21 protein-coding genes are annotated in these 16,408 nt (G+C 57.6%); 15 read left to right on the plus strand and 6 right to left on the minus strand.

The genetic code is table 11. The annotated features are described in order from the left end of the window. Positions 1 to 84: 84 nt before the first annotated feature. A protein-coding gene (locus BM269_RS27760) for an IS3 family transposase (protein WP_373994410.1) occupies positions 85 to 1,325 on the minus strand; the annotation gives its coding sequence in 2 pieces (ribosomal slippage) (positions 85 to 986 and positions 986 to 1,325; 1,242 coding nt in all). A gap of 989 nt (positions 1,326 to 2,314) precedes the next feature. On the opposite strand from BM269_RS27760, the gene BM269_RS27765 reads away from it, so the two are divergent. From BM269_RS27765 to BM269_RS27835, 15 genes are all read left to right on the plus strand, one after another. Then, positions 2,315 to 2,596 carry a hypothetical protein gene (locus tag BM269_RS27765; protein ID WP_090445439.1) on the plus strand — a complete coding sequence of 94 codons (282 nt, stop codon included), beginning with the start codon at positions 2,315 to 2,317 and terminating at the stop codon, positions 2,594 to 2,596. 68 nt (positions 2,597 to 2,664) lie between these two features. Then, complete coding sequence (locus BM269_RS27770) at positions 2,665 to 2,949, plus strand: hypothetical protein (RefSeq protein ID WP_090445441.1); 285 nt, start codon at positions 2,665 to 2,667, stop codon at positions 2,947 to 2,949. A gap of 600 nt (positions 2,950 to 3,549) precedes the next feature. Then, the gene (locus tag BM269_RS29575; RefSeq protein WP_170860505.1) at positions 3,550 to 3,789 is read left to right on the plus strand and encodes a hypothetical protein; all 240 of its coding nucleotides are present in this window, start codon (positions 3,550 to 3,552) and stop codon (positions 3,787 to 3,789) included. 43 nt (positions 3,790 to 3,832) lie between these two features. Further along, a complete protein-coding gene (locus BM269_RS27780) occupies positions 3,833 to 5,095 on the plus strand; it encodes a serine hydrolase (protein WP_170860506.1) in 1,263 nt (420 codons plus the stop codon). A gap of 156 nt (positions 5,096 to 5,251) precedes the next feature. Then, complete coding sequence (locus tag BM269_RS27785; RefSeq protein ID WP_090445450.1) at positions 5,252 to 5,614, plus strand: hypothetical protein; 363 nt, start codon at positions 5,252 to 5,254, stop codon at positions 5,612 to 5,614. 170 nt (positions 5,615 to 5,784) lie between these two features. Continuing rightward, a complete protein-coding gene (locus BM269_RS27790; RefSeq protein ID WP_090445453.1) occupies positions 5,785 to 6,180 on the plus strand; it encodes a hypothetical protein in 396 nt (131 codons plus the stop codon). 81 nt (positions 6,181 to 6,261) lie between these two features. Beyond that, entirely contained in the window at positions 6,262 to 6,816 is a 555-nt protein-coding gene (locus BM269_RS27795; RefSeq protein WP_090445456.1) for a YrhB domain-containing protein, read from the plus strand. 195 nt (positions 6,817 to 7,011) lie between these two features. Beyond that, entirely contained in the window at positions 7,012 to 8,355 is a 1,344-nt protein-coding gene (locus tag BM269_RS27800; protein WP_090445458.1) for an ankyrin repeat domain-containing protein, read from the plus strand. A 44-nt stretch (positions 8,356 to 8,399) separates the two neighbouring features. After that, a complete protein-coding gene (locus BM269_RS27805; protein WP_139232892.1) occupies positions 8,400 to 8,786 on the plus strand; it encodes a hypothetical protein in 387 nt (128 codons plus the stop codon). Positions 8,787 to 8,834: 48 nt separating this feature from the next. Further along, positions 8,835 to 9,629: an SMI1/KNR4 family protein gene (locus BM269_RS27810; protein ID WP_090445464.1), complete on the plus strand. Its 795-nt coding sequence runs from the start codon at positions 8,835 to 8,837 to the stop codon at positions 9,627 to 9,629. 44 nt (positions 9,630 to 9,673) lie between these two features. Beyond that, positions 9,674 to 10,072, plus strand: coding sequence for an NAD(+)--rifampin ADP-ribosyltransferase (gene arr, locus BM269_RS27815; RefSeq protein ID WP_373994411.1), 399 nt, complete (start codon positions 9,674 to 9,676; stop codon positions 10,070 to 10,072). Continuing rightward, positions 10,053 to 10,589 (plus strand): demethoxyubiquinone hydroxylase family protein, encoded by a 537-nt coding sequence (locus BM269_RS27820; RefSeq protein ID WP_090445470.1) that lies wholly within the window; start codon positions 10,053 to 10,055, stop codon positions 10,587 to 10,589. Before arr ends, BM269_RS27820 begins: the two co-directional genes overlap by 20 nt. Before the next feature lie 64 nt (positions 10,590 to 10,653). Next, a complete protein-coding gene (locus BM269_RS27825) occupies positions 10,654 to 11,121 on the plus strand; it encodes a YciI family protein (protein WP_090445472.1) in 468 nt (155 codons plus the stop codon). Further along, complete coding sequence (locus tag BM269_RS27830) at positions 11,118 to 11,438, plus strand: MmcQ/YjbR family DNA-binding protein (protein WP_139232893.1); 321 nt, start codon at positions 11,118 to 11,120, stop codon at positions 11,436 to 11,438. The genes BM269_RS27825 and BM269_RS27830 overlap by 4 nt, the downstream gene beginning before the upstream one ends. A 171-nt stretch (positions 11,439 to 11,609) precedes the next feature. Further along, positions 11,610 to 12,911, plus strand: a complete 1,302-nt coding sequence (locus BM269_RS27835; RefSeq protein ID WP_090445477.1) for a serine hydrolase — start codon at positions 11,610 to 11,612, stop codon at positions 12,909 to 12,911. Positions 12,912 to 12,960: 49 nt separating this feature from the next. On the opposite strand, the gene BM269_RS27840 is transcribed toward BM269_RS27835, so the two are convergent. The 5 genes from BM269_RS27840 to BM269_RS27860 form a co-directional block, all read right to left on the minus strand. Then, positions 12,961 to 13,359 carry a hypothetical protein gene (locus BM269_RS27840; RefSeq protein WP_139232894.1) on the minus strand — a complete coding sequence of 133 codons (399 nt, stop codon included), beginning with the start codon at positions 13,357 to 13,359 and terminating at the stop codon, positions 12,961 to 12,963. Positions 13,360 to 13,371: 12 nt separating this feature from the next. Continuing rightward, positions 13,372 to 13,776 (minus strand): hypothetical protein, encoded by a 405-nt coding sequence (locus tag BM269_RS27845; protein WP_139232895.1) that lies wholly within the window; start codon positions 13,774 to 13,776, stop codon positions 13,372 to 13,374. Positions 13,777 to 13,792: 16 nt separating this feature from the next. Next, positions 13,793 to 14,200, minus strand: coding sequence for a hypothetical protein (locus BM269_RS27850; RefSeq protein WP_090445486.1), 408 nt, complete (start codon positions 14,198 to 14,200; stop codon positions 13,793 to 13,795). A 135-nt stretch (positions 14,201 to 14,335) separates the two neighbouring features. After that, positions 14,336 to 14,749 (minus strand): hypothetical protein, encoded by a 414-nt coding sequence (locus tag BM269_RS27855; RefSeq protein ID WP_090445489.1) that lies wholly within the window; start codon positions 14,747 to 14,749, stop codon positions 14,336 to 14,338. A 137-nt stretch (positions 14,750 to 14,886) separates the two neighbouring features. Beyond that, positions 14,887 to 16,299, minus strand: coding sequence for a DUF7133 domain-containing protein (locus tag BM269_RS27860; RefSeq protein WP_090445493.1), 1,413 nt, complete (start codon positions 16,297 to 16,299; stop codon positions 14,887 to 14,889). Positions 16,300 to 16,408: the final 109 nt, after the last annotated feature.

Consider the following 16,408-nt stretch of genomic DNA (forward strand, 5'->3'; position numbering starts at 1 on the left):
GCGCATTGATTCTCAGGTAGGAAATGACGGGATGTCAGGATAACATTCGGCCGACCGCCCCGGTTGATGCTTCGGGGCGGTATTTCAGCAGCCTGTTAGCTCTTCCCGAAACATGCTTGGCGACTTATAGCCCAAGGACGAATGCGGATGAATCTCGTTGAAATGCCTGAATGCCGCTGGCATCTGTCGCAGTACGATATCGGCGCTGCTCCGGTCCATCTGGCTGACGTAATCGCGCTTGAACGTGTTCACGAAGCTCTCGGCCATGCCATTGGACTGCGGGCTGCACACCGGGGTGTGGACCGGCTTGATGCCCAGATCCTTGGCCAAAGTGTGCGTATCCTTCGCCCGAAAAGCGCCGCCATTATCACTCAAGAATTCCAGTTCGATGTCATTGCGCACCTTGGCCTCGCCAAAACGCGTTTCAACACCCTCGACCAGCATGTCACGCACAGGCTCACCAGGCAGGCCACGACTAGACCACGCACGCCAAGAAATGATCTCGCGGTCGCAGCAGTCTTTCAGGAATACGCCGGTGACCACGTCGCCGTTGTCGCAGCCAATCTCAAAGCCGTCGGAGCACCAACGGCGATTCGATTCCTGAACTGCCACAGTGCCGTTGTGCACGCGGGCGCTGACGATTCGCTTCGGCGCTTTCGGCAACAGCAGCCGATAAGCCTTCATGACTCGATAGAAGCGCTTGTGATTAAACAGCGCCAGGCCCGCTGCCATGCGCCGGCGGTTGACCAGTGCCCCAGCGCGTCGGTATCCGTACGTCGGCAATTGACCAATCTCCGCGCGAACCGCGTCGACCAAGGCAAGGTCGGCAAGTACGTCGATCTGGCGCACCGTGCGGCCATCAACCCAATCCGGAGGCCGCGTCATCAACTCAATCACGTGAGAGCGCGCCACGCCCAAGGCCTGGCAGACCGGTTTCACTGGTCGTCCTTCGGCAACAAGGGCGCGCGCGCAAGCCACTTTTTTTCGCGGGCAAAATCCACGGCCTCCTTCAGAATTTCAGCCTCCATGGTCTTCTTGCCCAGCATGCGCTGCAGCTGTGCGATTTGGGCACGGGCGGCTGCGAGCTCGCTGGCTGGCACGACCGATTCGCCGGCATGGACTGCCACCAGGGCGCCTTCGCGCTCCAATTTCCGCCAGTTGAATAGCTGGCTCGCGCTGATTCCATGTTTGCGCGCCACCAGCGAAACGCTCATTCCTGGCTCGTATGTTTCGCGCACTAGTGCTGCTTTTTCTGCGGCGGACCACCGGCGACGCTTCTCGTCGCTGACCGTCACCACCTCGATTGTTTGCCTGCTTTTAGTCATATGCCTAGTCCTATTCCTAGTCGTAAGGATAATGCATAGACTGTGTCCGGCGATTCAGGGGGCTATCTCACGGTTACGTCCAACGTTATGCCTAGCTCTTACATACATCTCGCCAATTCGCAAAACTTCCGAATCTCACACGAGTACGAGACGGTGTGGCTTGAGCGTGAAAATCAATCAAACGTGGTGATCGGAGACTTCTACGGCGATCCAAGCGCTGCGATAATTGACGCTGAAGAACGTCGGTGCGCGTGGGAATAGTTAATTGCGGGAACAGTGACTCTGATGGCCTGTGTCATGTTCGCGCTGAAACGGAAAATTGAGTGGGAGAGCGGTGGCCAGACCACTGCAGAGGAACGACCGGTGTTATTTTGGTCTTTCGTTATAAGTTTTGGCTGTGTTGGTTTTATCGGAATGGTATTGGTATATTCACATTATTGGGTTGGCGTCATGGCTAACATATCGCTCAATGCCGCTCGCGTTTCGTGGTCGACAGCTTCGTTGGCCGTCGGTGGCCAGTACAGGCGCTCGGTCCAGTACTGCGTTCCAGCGGACTGCCAACGGCGCGCGCTGAATTTGGACGTTAGTTCTCCCCGCAATGACTAATCGAAGCAAGCGCCTCACGAAAAAACTCCACCGCTACTGGCTTGGGCTGGGCGTCGTTGATGCGAGCCAAAGTTCGTACTGGCGAAAACGGCTATACGCGTCAGAACAAGGCAAGGTCTTCGTTATTTCCGCCGAAGATACAGCTGGGCTGCGGAACGATGTTGCGGCAGCAGTACGCCGTTATAAATTGCACTTCTCCGTGGCAAAGGTCGCGTCTAGCGAGGCTGAATCATGGCTTAGCGAACAAGGCCACATTATTTTTAAGTTTTGGGCTACTGCTTTTCCTACTGTCCGTGCATATTCTGGCAACAATCCGGCAATATTGTGAGAGGGCTTCCGTTGTGACCAGTGGAGCCTTCACCTTACACGTTAGAATTCAACGAATGAATCAAATGACCTTCCCAACACTAGACTCCGCTCGTTCAGCTCGCGACGGAGGCATCGACGCTATGGCGGCTCTCGACAAAGCAGTGCGAGAGGTGCTCGTTGGACTGTCTGACGCAGACCAAAAAAAGATTAAACTTGCCTTCGGCGAGGTGATGGGGGAGGTCGTTGAAAAACTTATCAATCCAGCGATACGGGCGTTTCCTGAACTGGACCTAGACCAAACTACTTGGACCGCAATCGCCAGGGCGCGCGCGGTAGCAAGAGCAAATGCGGTCTAACCATTTATTTATTCCAGCGGATCGCCTTCGGCGCCCGCTGAACAGCAACGTTGGGCATTTACGGAGCAATGAAAGTCCTGTTCACAATTCTCGCTAAGATCGTTGCTAGCTATCTCTTTGCCGGCGCGGCCTACCTGCTATATTTCAAGTGGCCCCACTACGATGGTCATGCTCACGTGCCATTTAGTGGTTTTCCTGAGTTCTTGGTATTCGCGCCGTTTTCTCCGTTCTTCTTGCTTGAAGATTTTCACGATAGGTCCGCAAACGCGCTTTCGGGCGCGCTGGTCTATGGAGCGTCGTTGGTCTGCTCGTTATGGTTCTTTTTCAAGAGGCGAAGGAATGTCCGACAATAAGCCTCAGCTAACGTGCTACAGCGGGCCGTTCCCGCCTTCGCACACCGCCGACCGATTACGGTAGCCCAATGGCAGCTCCTTTCAAAGAATACGAACTCGTTCGCGTGTGCCGGCTGATTCAATCTGGCGGTGCTCTCGATGGCTGGCGCTTGAATCAGCGAGCCCCGGCTCCTGGTGACGTAGGTACGCTGCTTAACATCTTGACTGCCCATGGCCTCCCGAACAAGTATGTCGTTGAGTGCTCCGGTCAAGACGGTGTTTCCATTTGGCTCGCGGATTTTTTCGCGGAGGAGATCGAGCATGTGTAATTGGGCTAACCTTGCGGGCAACCGTACTGCCTACGCTGCGGTTCCTTCAGCCAGATATCTTAGACGTTAGAAATTCAATGAGTGCACCGATTCCCTGTCCACGTTGCGACGGTCAAGGTCACGTACTACATGTGACTGTCCGCGCAATTTCTCTGGAGCTTTGGCTGTGCGATGAGTGCGACGCTACTTGGCGCACGAAGGATGCCATCTCACGTACGAAGTTTGAAGACTTTGAAACACTGGCCAAGTCTCTTGGCTTTTCACCCAAGTGGGATGGACTCGAGGTGCACCAATGAACGAGCTTATTTGTCCTGACATTCAGCTCAAGAGGACGCGAGATCTGATGGCATTGTTGGCCAATTACCTCCAGGCTGCGTATTGCCGCAGCCCGGGAAGCGTGGTGGATTTTGGTGAGCCTTTCCTGATCCTTGGTAAGTTAAGATATGCCGACTTTTTCAGGAGCCCCATTGATGTCCTTACACCCAATCGTTGGCGCAGCGCTGTTGCTGCAGGCCTGCTTCGCACACGCTAACAATACTTCCCTGGAGGGTCTGCTGGATGCCAAGTTGGCGCCCATGTTCAAGTCCGGCGCCCCCGGCGCCGCCGTCATTGTGATGCGAGATGGCGAGATGGTCTTCCGCAAAGCATATGGCCTGGCCGACGTCGACAAAAAGGTCCCGCTACAGGCGGATATGCAGTTGCGACTGGGCTCAATCACCAAGCAGTTCACCGGAGTGGCAATCCTGATGTTGGCGGAGCAGGGCAAACTTTCGCTGCAGGACGACATCACGCGGTTCGTGCCGGACTATCCGACCAAGGGCAAGTCCATCACCATACAGCAGCTGCTGCAGCACAAGTCCGGCATCCACAACTACACGGCCATGCGTTCGTTCTGGTCGGTGGCGCGCAAGGACATGAGCGTCGCGCAAATGATCGACTTGTTCAAGAATGAACCGCTGGACTACGCGCCAGGCGAACGCTGGGCCTACAGCAACTCTGGCTACTTCCTGCTTGGCGCAGTTATCGAGAAAGCCTCCGGCATGCGCTATGCCGATTTTATTGCACGGAACATCTTTGAGCCTTTAGGTATGGTGGATACGGCCTACGAAGGCGCGGAGCGCAGCACGAAGCGCCGCATTCCTGGCTATCGCGGCGGATTTTTCTCGGGCTATAGTCCGGCCGAACAAATCAGCATGTCATTGCCCTACGCGGCGGGTGCGCTGGTTTCCACCGTTGACGACCTGGCGCGTTGGGATGCCGCCATTAGCGCCGGTAAGCTGCTGACGGCGGAAAGCTGGAAGCAGGCTTTCACGCCATGCACGCTGCCTGATGCGTCGGCATGTAATTATGGTTTCGGTTGGACTATTGGCAAACTGCGCGGGCACCAGGAAATAGCGCACGGCGGTGATATTCCTGGCTTTAATGGTCACGTGATTCGCCTGCCGGACGATAAGGTTTATGTGGCTGTGTTGAGCAATGGCGAACGCAGTTTGCTCAATTCGGAAGTCGTTGCGCAGCATGCTGCAGCCATTGCAATCGGCGATCCATTCCCAGAGCGGAAGGTCATCGCTCTGACGTCGGAGGCGCTGGATGCCTTCGTCGGCACTTATAAGCTGGCCGATAACAGCACGCGTACGGTGCGTCGCAAGGGGCCAACTCTGACCTGGCAGCGCGATGGCCGTCCGGCGACAGACCTGAAGCCGTATGCGTCGACCAGCTTCTTCATGGAGGGAACCATGAATAGCGTTGAATTTCGGCGCGATGCCGGCGGCAAAGTTACTAGCCTGTTGATGCAGCAGACCATTGGCGACCAGGTGGCCGAGCGCATCGCGGATTAAGTGCGTGAAGTAGTAGGATCGATAAATAAGTTCAGGGGTACCTATGTATTTGAAAACCACGAACTGGATTTCAAATTCTAAAGCCCCTGACATTTAGCTCTAGCGGAAGGCATGCGGCGCCGCTGAGGGGCACGTTAGATTAAGTTGTACGCACTTATGGCAAGGCACTGGAAAGAGAAACTGGACCCCAGCAAGCATCGCGACTTTATGCGCGGCTATCAGGACGCGGGCGGCCTACCTATGGATGCGCCGCGGGACAACCTTCTGGAGTCTTGGGTTTACTTTGTTGAAGTTGCGGGGTTCACCTTTCAGTTCGTATCCGTCGATCAAATTCACGAAGCGTTGCGCTATTTTGAAGAGAAGGTCCATCCGAGCACCAAAGAATACAATAACGGACTTGAGCACCACTGGCAGCCGTGGTTTTGCCGCCTTGCCCCCGGGATCAAGTCCGAAGCCAAACGCGTAAAAGTGGTCAAAGCACTTCAGGCAACTTTAATTGAATACGGATCCGAAACCTAACCACCTCTCCGGAATGCCCGACGCAATGGCCATCGTGAAGGAGTATGGGTTGTACTTCTGCGACCACGGTGGACACGGCCGCAAGTACCTAGGGTTCGTAGTGGCGCAGCTTGTTCGAAACTTTGGTTCCGTCACGGTTGAAGAGCTGGCATAGCACATTGGGCCTATTTATGAACATTCGATTTCGGGCTGCGGATGCGGTTCTATCAGCCCGGGACATTTCGGCGATTCGCCGCGAATGCACCCTGTCTATCAGTGAGATCAAGGAGCGCGCGGGACGCTCGGACTGGTTATTTGAGATTCAGGTTTTTTCGGGCGATTGGCCGGCTGGCAGGCCAAGGGTGGTACGTTTGCTGACGGAGATCGAAAGCGGGAGGCTGCCTCTCGCGGTTTCGGAGCAATCGGATAGCGCGGGCGAGGATGAGCCGCTTACTCTTCCTGAGGCGAGAGCGAGAGTTCAGCTCTTTCGAGAAATCGCCATTGAGCAGCATCGGGCGTCTCAGCTGGAAGCCGGCCACATCGCGCAGCCGGACGACTACATTCCTGCAGGTGAAGATGAGGCTTAGTCACAAGTTCCAGTTGGCGTCCTTATGTTTGCTTCGCCACCGTAAAGCCGCGGCTGCGCTTGGGCGTTGGATCAATTGAATATGACGAACCCGCAAGGATTTGCCCAGAATTTGCGCACAGCAGAACAAGCCAGAAAGGTTGCCATCAGCATGCTGGCTTCAGGCGATTTCAGGGAAATGAAGGCAATGCTCATCGATGGCCACATCGAAGAGTTCGAGGCTGGATGGGTCTACTATTATCAGTCCGCACGGTTTTTGGAGACCGGGGACTTTAGAGACTGTCTGGTCGGAAATGCGCCGCTCTTCGTACCTCGAAATGGCGCTCCCGCTACTTTTATCAGCTATCACCGACCCGCGGTGGAGTCGATGGAAGCGTTTTCCTTTTGTGGAGATGCGAACGAAAAGGCAAATCCGGAGGTCGAGATATCTGGAGGACAGCCTGATTCGCTCAAGATTCCCGCCATCCAGTGCATCCGAACATACTCCGGCATTGGCCTAGCCGCAGCAAAAGAGGCGATCGACAAATGCCTGTCAGGCGAAGTCGTGCGAGTCCCCACGCAGAGTGTTGAGATCGCCCGCGAGCTGGTTTCTGCGCTCAGACAGTTGAGCTTTGTGACCATGGTGACCTACGGCTGAGAACGTTAGCGAACGGGATTGCCTGCCTCAGCGCTCGCGACTAGATTTGCCGAGCGTGAGAATTTGCGCATTTTGCATATGGACAAGAATGCTATCCTGCCGCCGGCGACCGGTTAAGGCCTGTCGAACACCATATATTTCATTCTCATAATAGTCCGTCGCGCATGTACGCGATGAGCGCCCTTGGAGGAGCCAATGTCACGTCTCGCAAGCACCCTGTATGCGGTGTTCACTTTGCTGTCGGCTAGTTGCGTGGCGACTTCCGCTGTTGCACCACTGCCGGCGATAGCTGCCGAGGCCAAGCCAGTTGATATCGATATTCTTCGGCTTGCAGCGCAAGGCGATGCGATTCAGCTCAAGGGCCTGCTGGCAAAAGGTGGTAATCCCGATGCGGTGGACAGTCGCGGCGTATCGGCTTTGTGGATTGCACTCGGTAGCGGAAATGCTGCAGTTGTTGAAGCTCTGCTGGATGCCGGCGCCAAGGGAATCAATGTCCCGGTGCGTATGCCTGACGGGAATTTGGTCACGCCGATCTACACGGCGGCCATGCGTGGCAACACCAATATCGTGCGTGCGTTGTTGGCCCGCGGTGCCGATCCGCAGTGGCGGGATAATCGCAAAACCGACATAGTGTTCCAGCTCGTGAATTGGCCCGATGCGAACGTTGAAACGTTGGGAGTCCTTCTCGATAGCGGCGTGAAGCTCGATAACCGCTTTAAAGACGGCGCCACCTATTTGATGGCCGCAGCGTTGACCGGCAAGCCCGAGACGGTGCAGCTACTGCTGGACCGGAAAGCGAATCCGAATGACGTGAACAATGGCGGCATTTCCGCCTTGGACTACGCAATGGCCGAATCGCGCGAAGACATCGTGGACATCCTTCTCGCCAACGGCGCCCGCACCGATTTGTTCCATGCCGACGGCTACACCACGCTGGACTATATTTCGCAGATCGAGAATGCGGCGGCCCGCGAAAGCATTCGCCAGAAGCTGGTGGCAAAGGGCGCAACGAAACTGACCAAGAACCGTCCAATGGATGAAGCTTTCCTCACGGCTGTCAAGAAGGGAGATATGGCCGGTGTCGAAAAGGCGTTGCAACAAGGCGCGGATTTGCACGTTCGAGTTGCGGGTACCTTCGGCGGCCGCAGCGCTCTGCACATGGCAATGCCATATCCGGCCGTCGTCAAACTCTTGCTGGACCGAGGCATCAGCGCCAATGTGTGGTGCGGTGGTACGTATTCGGCGCTGCATGAGGCTTCTGCGGTCGATGCCTCGCCGGACAGCATCCGCTTGCTTGTGGAGCGGGGCGCTGACATCAACGGCGAGCATAAGTATGGCGGCACGCCTCTGGCGTTTGTCATCAAAAGCCACCGTAAGGACAAGGCCGAAATCGTAGCGCTATTGCTGCAACTTGGCGCAAACCCGGATGGACGTATGAGAAATGGTGAGCCTTCGATGCTGACCTATGCGCGAACCAAGGGGTTAAAAGAGATTGAGACCTTGCTGATCAATGCTGGCGCCACGGTGGCACAGCAGTGATGAAAAGGCTGGCGATGAACTTTATCTATTTATGAGGAGGTACTTTGTCAAATCGTTTTGACCGCTATAACGGACATTTGATTGCGCTGCTAAAAGAGTCGATTTCGTGTTCGCCCGAAAGCTGGCAGGCAGGATACCTGACCATTGATTGCGACGGCTCTTACATGAACTATTCGCTCAAGAATGCGAGCAGCGAAGACAAGGCGCAAATCAGTGGCCAGCTGCGACAGCTCTGCGAAGACCTTTACGTCGAGATGCGGGAGTCGGGAGATTGGTGGGTCAAGGCGGTGCTGCATTTCTTCCGGGAGGATGGCTCCTGGTCGTACAAACTTGATTTCACCTACCAGGACCAAACTGCAACCCTGCAGCATTTGGAGCGCCAGCCTCACCAGGAGAGCAAGACGAAACCTTGGTGGAAATTCTGGAGCTGAGTCGCTTCTCGCCCGTAGCAGAAACTTTAAGAACCTGGATCTGATCAAATGGAACAACTGAATGACCTCATACGCGCCCAGCTCAAACGCGATTTGATTCGCGATAGAGCGTTGCCGTTCGAGCCGGAATTTCATCGAACAACCGATTTGGAACGATCGATTCTCGACCGCTTCGGCCGACCTGGGGCCGAGTTCATTATCAGCCAATATGATCTCGTCCCTTCTTTCGATGCCACCTGTCCGTGGCAGATCGAAGGCATGGAGGCCATCGATGCTGTGGAGCAGGTGCTATCGCCACTTCGCCGGCTGCTTCCGGAGTTTTTAACAACGCTGGAAGAACGAATTCGGTGGGTCGTGCCAGTGCGCAGCGAGGGCGCTTGGAAGCTTGTTTATCTTGTTGACCGGGCACTGTATGACGGCCGGCCTTACTACGAACTGATCGTCGGTGGCGCCCCAAATCCAACACCGCGACTCTCGGAGCGGGCGGAGGCCATGGGGTGGATCGTACCTCAATCGATGCGCGAACTGTGCATGGTCCATGACGGCCTGGGTGCTCTTGAGGGCGGAATGCTTGCTAGCCGAAACTTGGTGGATCTGGGCGAACTCATGGATCCGATCGCGAAGGAACAAGGCTTCCTTCCTGACGATTACCAGTTTCAAGATCTGCTTGAGTTCTGCTCGGATGGCGCGGGCAATTGCCAAGCCTTCCACCGCCACAGTCGCGACGACGCGGATCCGCTCACAGTCGATTGGGATCATGAGACACGCGAGATTTCTGGCGAGATGCCGTTTTTTGAATTTGCCGATGAAAGGCTGCTAGGCCAGATTCTCGATGAAGAGTGATCGATGGTTCGGCGGCCGCGGTGGCAGGAAACTAAGGGGGTATTGTGATCGAGGGACCTTTTTATCATGGCACCAAGGCCGACCTGAAGGTTGGAGACCTGATTGAGCGCGGCTTTTCCTCCAATTACGGGACGCGGCGGCAGGCCAATTTCGTCTATCTCTCCGCGACCCTGGAAGCGGCAACCTGGGGAGCCGAATTGGCGGTAGGAGAAGGGCGGGGCAGGATCTATATCGTGGAGCCGACGGGGGCGATTGAGGACGATCCAAACCTGACGAACAAGCGCTTTCCCGGCAATCCGACCAAGTCATATCGCTCGCGTGAACCGCTGCGTGTCACCGGTGAAGTCGTGGAGTGGACAGGCCATCCGCCAGAACGGCTTCGTGAAATGCTTGACCACCTTGAAAAACTCAAGGAGCAGGGCATTGAAGCAATCGAAGAATAGGGCGCACACGTTTGCGGAGCACGTTTTAAAGGTGAACCACGCTGGAGAGAATGGCGCGGTGCATATCTACGCAGGGCAGCTTGTTTTCGGGCGGTTGACGGCACCGGGGTTGGTGGCGGAACTGCGTGAGTTCAGGATTCATGAGGAAACGCATCGCGAGATCTTTGCGTCCGAGTTGCGGCGTCGCGGTATCAGGCGCTGCCGCAGCTTTGTCCTGTGCGCGATCGGAGGCTATGTACTTGGCCTGATGACCGGACTCTTTGGCAGGACAGCCATTGCGGCGACCACAGTGGCGGTGGAGCGCGTGGTGCTTGCCCACTTGCGGGAGCAGTTGCGCTTCCTGGACGGTAGCGATGCGGAGGCCGCGGCCGCTATCTCGCACATCGTCGCGGACGAGCAGGAACACCACGACCGCTCGGCAACTCACGCGGCTGAAGGCAAGTTCTGGCCCGCAGTCCTGTCTCCCGTCGTCGAAATTTCCACAGAATCAGTGATTTGGCTTGGCATGCGTTTGTGAGTGCGGAGCGCCGGGTTATGATTGTGCTCGATGCCGGGATCGACTGGCGACTAGGGGAGAGAAAATGAAAAAAGTCTTGAGCGCGATCTTGCTGGCCGCGCTGGCCTGCTTGGCGCAGGCGCAATCGCAATCATCAACGCCGCCCGCATACGATGCCGAGCTGGCGAAGTCGTTGGGCGGGAATGAACATGGCATGCGCAAATACGTGTTCGTGGTGCTGCGTACGGGCCCGAACAAGGTGCCGGCGGGACAGGAACGAACCGAAATGTTCGCCGGCCATATGGCCAATATCCAGCGCCTGGCCGATGAGAGCAAGTTGGCCTATGCCGGCCCGCTGGATGGCGTCGGCGGCGCGCGCGGCATTTTCATCTTCGCAGTGGAAAGCATCGATGAGGCCAAGGCGCTGGTGGCGACAGATCCCGTCATCGTCAAAGGCGAAATGGTGGCGGAGTACCACACCCATTTCGGCTCGGCAGGACTGATGATGGTGAACCAGGTCCATTCGAAAATCATGAAGCCGGCGGCAAAGTGAGATTCTCCACTGTCCGCACCTTCGCCATGTCGCTGCCGGACGTCAGCGAAGAGCCGCATCACAATTTCGGCTCGTTCCGCGTGAAGGGCAAGATATTCGTCACCACCCCTCCCGGGGAGGAATTCGTCCACATCTTCATTCCCGACGAAAAGCGCGATGAAGTACTGGAGCTGTATTCCTCCTTCGCGGAAAAGCTGGTATGGGGCAGCAAGGTGCTGGGCGTGCGGGTAGAACTGGCAAAGGCCGATGCAGCGGTGGTCAAGCGCCTGGTGAAGCAGGCGTGGGAGCATAAAGCGCCGAAACGCAAGGGTGCCTGACATTCACGCCGGGTATCCGGCCATTCGCCCCCCGGAATCAACCATTCGTCGGTTCGCCCAACCGCACGGGGCAGGGCGGGATTAGCATCCAGATTTTGAGGAGGCCACACTGTGACGAAAATAACCGCGACTCTCTTCGTATCACTCTCTCTTCTGCTAGGCAACAGCGCGATGGCGGAAACCCCGCTCGAGCAGCGCCTTGATGCCGCGCTGGCGCCTATGTTCAAGCCGAATTGGCCAGGCGCCACGGTCATCGTCACGCGCGACGGCAAGCCGGTCTTCCGCAAGGCTTACGGCCTGGCCAACGTGGCGGAAAACACGCCAATGCAGCCGGACATGCAGTTTCGCATGGGTTCGATCACCAAGCAGTTCACCGCAGTCGGCATCCTGATGCTGGCGGAGCAGGGCAAGCTGTCGGTGAAGGACGATATCCGCAAGTACCTGCCGGATTTCCCGGACAAGGGCCCTCGCATCACCATCGAACACCTGTTGCAGCACACCTCCGGCATCCCGAACTACACTGCGCTGAAAGGCTTCCGCGATCTGCCGGATGAAGGCGTCACGCTCACGCAGGTGTTCGACGTTTTCGCCAAGGAGCCACTGGAATTCGCGCCGGGCGAGCGATACAGCTACAGCAATTCGGGCTACTTCCTGCTGGGCCTTATCATTGAAAAGCTGTCCGGCATGAAGTACCACGACTTCATCGCGAAGAACATCTTCGAGCCGCTAGCCATGCAGGACACAGCCCACGAAGGCTTCGAGCGCAGCGCCAAACGCCACATCAAGGGCCACCGCCTGAGCGGAAAAGAGATCGTGGCAGTGAAGGATATCGACGTGACCCTGGCCTATTCGGCCGGTGCGCTGGTGACTACGGCGGAGGATATGGCGCGCTGGGATGCAGCCGTCAGCGGCGGCAAGCTGCTCAAGCCGGCCACTTGGCGCCAGGCCTTCACGTCATGCCGCTTGCCGAAGGAGGCGCCATGCAACTATGGCTACGGCTGGCATATCGGCACGCTGTCGGGCCACAAGATGATCCACCATGGCGGCTCGATCCCGGGCTTTACCGCACAGGCGCTGCGGCTGCCGGACGACAAGGTGTTTGTTGCGGTGCTCACCAACGGCAACGGCGGGGCGGTGAACACGCCGGTAATCGCCTACAAGGCGGCGGGCATTGCGATCGGCCAGCCGTTCGCCGAGTTCAAGCCGATTGCGCTGGCTCCGGAGTCGCTGGATGCCTTCGTCGGCACTTACGTCGGCACGGACAAGGTCAAGCGCGTGGTGCGGCGCGACGGCGACAAACTGGTGCTGCAGCGAGAGGGGCGCGATGCCGCACCGATCATGGCGCATGCGCCGGACAGCTTCTACATGGAAGGATCGCTGGCGAGCCTTGAGTTCCAGCGCGGCGCGGACGGCAAGGTCCACAGCCTGCTGGTACGCCAGCCAGGCGCGGACGAGACGGCGCTGCGCCAGTAAAAAGAGGCCGCCAGCGCAGTTCCTGCTGGCGGCCCGGACGTGCCCGCGGCTAGCGCGTCATGAGGGAGGCATAGGCCAGCGGTTTTTCTGGCAGGTCCTCATCTTGATAAACAATGCTGCCACTGACATAGCCTTGGCGCGAGATGACGATGTTGAGGGTCATTTTCTTGTCAACCGATTCAAACATGTTCTCACCCGTGGCTACAATTTCCCTTTCGGTCTGCTTGCCCACCTGCGCGTAAAGGTGGTTGGCAATGCGGTTGATGTACATCTTCTTGCCGTTGGAAAGATAGTATTCGCCCTTGTAGGCTTGCAGGTCGTCCGGCCAGATAAAGTATGGCTGGGGTTTGGCGGCCGGAACGATCACCCGGCCGACATCGGCTTGTTGCTGCGCCAGGGCTTGCGTGCAGCACATGGCAAGCCCCAGTGTCGCAATTGTTCTTTTCATGGCGCCCCCTTTTCAGCGTGAGGCGAATTCCACCAGCACGTGCACGAGGCCTGCGCTGCGATTGCTATCGACATAAGCTACATTGCCGGTGATCTGGCCGTCCCAAGTGTATTTGATGTGGACGGAAAGCTGGCCGTCCGCTGCGCTGAATTTGCGCAATCCTGTGGCGATCAGTTCGTGCTTCGGTAGCGAGCCAATCTGGCCGTACATCCTGGCGCCTTGCCTGGTGAGGTACAAGGTCTTGCCGTTGGCGAGCTGGTAGTCGCCAATAAATTCAAGGATTTCGTCGGGCCACAACGTAAGCGGCTTCACGTCCTTCTGGGCAGGCACCACAACTGTTTCGACCGAAGTCTGGCTTTGGGCGGGAACGCTAGAAGCGAAGAAGCCCAGGCCGCACGCGAGCAATAGGCGTTTCACGATAGCCTCCCTAAGGTCAGCGCGACGCAAACCGGATGCTGATTACCTTGGGTTCCAGGCCGGCCATCGATGGCGATTCGTCGACATAGTTCAAGCTGCCGCCGACGGAGTTGTCATTTGCCCACACGAGTTCCATCCACATCTTGCCGTCCAGGGCCTGGAACTTCCCATTGCCGGCGCGGGTGATTTCGTGTTCGCTCTGGTCGTCGACCCGCGCATACATGCGCGTAGCCTTGCGAATCAGGTACAGCGTCTTGCCGTTGGAGAGGTCGTATGCGCCCTTGTATTTGCTGAATTCGTCGGGCGACATATAGCTGCGTGAAACCTCTTTCGAGGCGGGGATCAAAACTGTTTGTTCGCTGCCCTGTGCGACCGCCGTAAGGGCGAGCGCGAACAGGCAGCCGGTAGCCACTAACCGCTTCATGATTGCCTCCAATTTTTTTGGTGTGGCCAGGGCTCTAAAATTGCCTGGCTCTTTCAATATAGTGCCCGGTTGGGCAGGATGCTACCCCTGCGTCACCTTGGTTTGTAACCGCGATGCGCAGGCTTTCGCTCGCGTTTAGCGCGAGGCTATTGAGAGGGTGGCATGCACCGGTTGATGACCGGCCATGCTTGGCGAAAAGTTCAGTTCACCGGTGGCGGTATCGTCGTCTTTCCAGACGATGTTCATATCCAGGCTGCCGTCGGCTGCAATGAACTTGCCGTCGCCTTGCCAAAGGATTTGCTGCCGGGGATGATGGCCAACTTGCGCGTAGAGGTGGACTGCGCCGCGCGACAGAGTGAGGGTCTGGCCGTTGGACAGGGCATAGGCGCCCTGGTATTGATAGAACTCTTGCGGTGAGATGAGCTTGCGTTCCAAATTCACTTGCTTCTGCGCGGGCACAACCACCGATTGGTCAGCGCTGGTGCCGCTTTGTGCCGCTGCGGTCGCAGCGAACACAAACAGCCCAGCGGCAGCGAAGTATTGCTTCATGACTGCCTCCATTCGTGGACCAAGGGTGCCAGTTCTAATTGTTGTCTGGCACTTTCCAATATAGCCTTGGAGGAGGCAGGCGGAATTTCAATATTTTGATGAAAGTGACTGCGGCGATACCTTGCGCATATGCCCCATCAACGTTGGTAGGTAACGCGATACACCTTGTGCGCGTGGTCGTCGGAAACCAGTATCGAACCATCCGGCATCACCGCGATATCGACCGGCCTGCCGCTGACCTCTTCGTTCTGCAGGAAACCGTCGATGAAGGCGGTGTCGCTGACCAGCTTGTTGCCGTGCAGGGTGACCAGGCGCACCTGGTAGCCGATCTTGTTGGCGCGGTTCCACGATCCGTGTTCCGCGATCAGCAACTGGTTGCGGTATTGTTCGGGGAACTGCGTGCCCGTGTAGAAGGCCAGGCCAAGCGGCGCCACGTGCGGCCCGAGTGCCGCCACTGGCGGGACATAGGCATCGCAGCTCTTGCCTTTGCCGAACTGCGGATCAGGCAGCACGCCGCCATGGCAGTAGGGGAAGCCGAAGTGCATGCCGGCTTTCGGCGCCACATTCAATTCGCAGGACGGCGTGTTGTCGCCCATTTCGTCGCGGCCGTTATCGGTGAACCACAGTTCCTTCGTCACCGGATGCCAGGTGAAGCCAACCGTGTTGCGCACGCCGCGCGCGTACAGTTCCCAGTTGCTGCCATCGGGGTTCATGCGCCAGATCTTGGCGTAGGCCTCGTTTTCCTTGTCGCAGACATTGCAAGGTGCGCCGATCGGGATGTACAGCTTGCCGTCCGGGCCGGCCTTGATGTATTTGGCGCCGTGCCAGGTTTCGGTTGGCAGGTCGCTCTTGATGACTTTGTAGGCTGGCTTGGCGGCGTAGTTCTTTTCGATATCGTCGAACTTGAGGATGCGCGAAATTTCGCCGACGTACAGGTCGCCGTTCAACAGGGCGACACCGTTGGGATTGTTCAAGCCTTCGGCGACGGTGACGACTTTTTCGGCGACGCCGTCCTTGTTGGCGTCAACCAGGGCGTAGACTTTGCCTGCCTTGGTCGAGCCAACGAAGACCAGGCCGCTGTCGGTCACGGCCAGTTCGCGTGCGCCATCAACCTTGTCGGCATAGACGGCGATCTGGAAACCTTTCGGCAGCGTGAGGGCGGACAGGCCTTTGGCCGGGGCGGCCGGCGCAGTGGCGCGGCCGGTCCCGGCGGCGGCCTTGCGGGCGGCGGCATTGGCCGGCAGCAGGTATTCGGCCAATTGGCTGACCTGGGCGCTGCCCAGTTGCTTGTCCCAGGCCGGCATGCCTTTGTCGATCAAGCCTTTGCCGATCACGCGCACCAGGTTGGCCTTGGTGGGGTGTCCGTGCAGCCAGGTTGCGTCGGCCAGGTTGGGGCCGGCGGCGCCTTGCAGGTCCTTGCCGTGGCATTGGGCGCAATTGGCCTGGTACAGCTTGTGGGCGGCGGTCAGCTCCGGGGCGGAGTATGCCGCGGAGGAGAGCAGGGCGGCAACCATGGCCGGGGCGGCCAGGGTCAGGACTTTGTTATGCATTGTGTTTCCCTCGGGAATGACGAAAAGGCAGTCGGATTATCCGCCTGTTCCCTGTTTTTTGCATTTCGTCGCATAGGGCAGGACGGGGGCAGGGGCGGCCGATATGATG

Origin of the sequence: Duganella sp. CF458 (genome assembly GCF_900113115.1) — a bacterium.
Classification (GTDB): domain Bacteria; phylum Pseudomonadota; class Gammaproteobacteria; order Burkholderiales; family Burkholderiaceae_D; genus Rugamonas.

Coding starts and splice junctions, on each gene's coding strand:
- BM269_RS27765 (WP_090445439.1), top strand. CDS start 2,315: ATGAATCAAATGACCTTCCCAACACTAGACTCCGCTCGTTCAGCTCGC.
- BM269_RS27770 (WP_090445441.1), top strand. CDS start 2,665: ATGAAAGTCCTGTTCACAATTCTCGCTAAGATCGTTGCTAGCTATCTC.
- BM269_RS29575 (WP_170860505.1), top strand. CDS start 3,550: ATGAACGAGCTTATTTGTCCTGACATTCAGCTCAAGAGGACGCGAGAT.
- BM269_RS27780 (WP_170860506.1), top strand. CDS start 3,833: ATGTTCAAGTCCGGCGCCCCCGGCGCCGCCGTCATTGTGATGCGAGAT.
- BM269_RS27785 (WP_090445450.1), top strand. CDS start 5,252: ATGGCAAGGCACTGGAAAGAGAAACTGGACCCCAGCAAGCATCGCGAC.
- BM269_RS27790 (WP_090445453.1), top strand. CDS start 5,785: ATGAACATTCGATTTCGGGCTGCGGATGCGGTTCTATCAGCCCGGGAC.
- BM269_RS27795 (WP_090445456.1), top strand. CDS start 6,262: ATGACGAACCCGCAAGGATTTGCCCAGAATTTGCGCACAGCAGAACAA.
- BM269_RS27800 (WP_090445458.1), top strand. CDS start 7,012: ATGTCACGTCTCGCAAGCACCCTGTATGCGGTGTTCACTTTGCTGTCG.
- BM269_RS27810 (WP_090445464.1), top strand. CDS start 8,835: ATGGAACAACTGAATGACCTCATACGCGCCCAGCTCAAACGCGATTTG.
- BM269_RS27825 (WP_090445472.1), top strand. CDS start 10,654: ATGAAAAAAGTCTTGAGCGCGATCTTGCTGGCCGCGCTGGCCTGCTTG.
- BM269_RS27835 (WP_090445477.1), top strand. CDS start 11,610: ATGGCGGAAACCCCGCTCGAGCAGCGCCTTGATGCCGCGCTGGCGCCT.
- BM269_RS27840 (WP_139232894.1), bottom strand. CDS start 13,359: ATGAAAAGAACAATTGCGACACTGGGGCTTGCCATGTGCTGCACGCAA.
- BM269_RS27850 (WP_090445486.1), bottom strand. CDS start 14,200: ATGAAGCGGTTAGTGGCTACCGGCTGCCTGTTCGCGCTCGCCCTTACG.
- BM269_RS27855 (WP_090445489.1), bottom strand. CDS start 14,749: ATGAAGCAATACTTCGCTGCCGCTGGGCTGTTTGTGTTCGCTGCGACC.
- BM269_RS27860 (WP_090445493.1), bottom strand. CDS start 16,299: ATGCATAACAAAGTCCTGACCCTGGCCGCCCCGGCCATGGTTGCCGCC.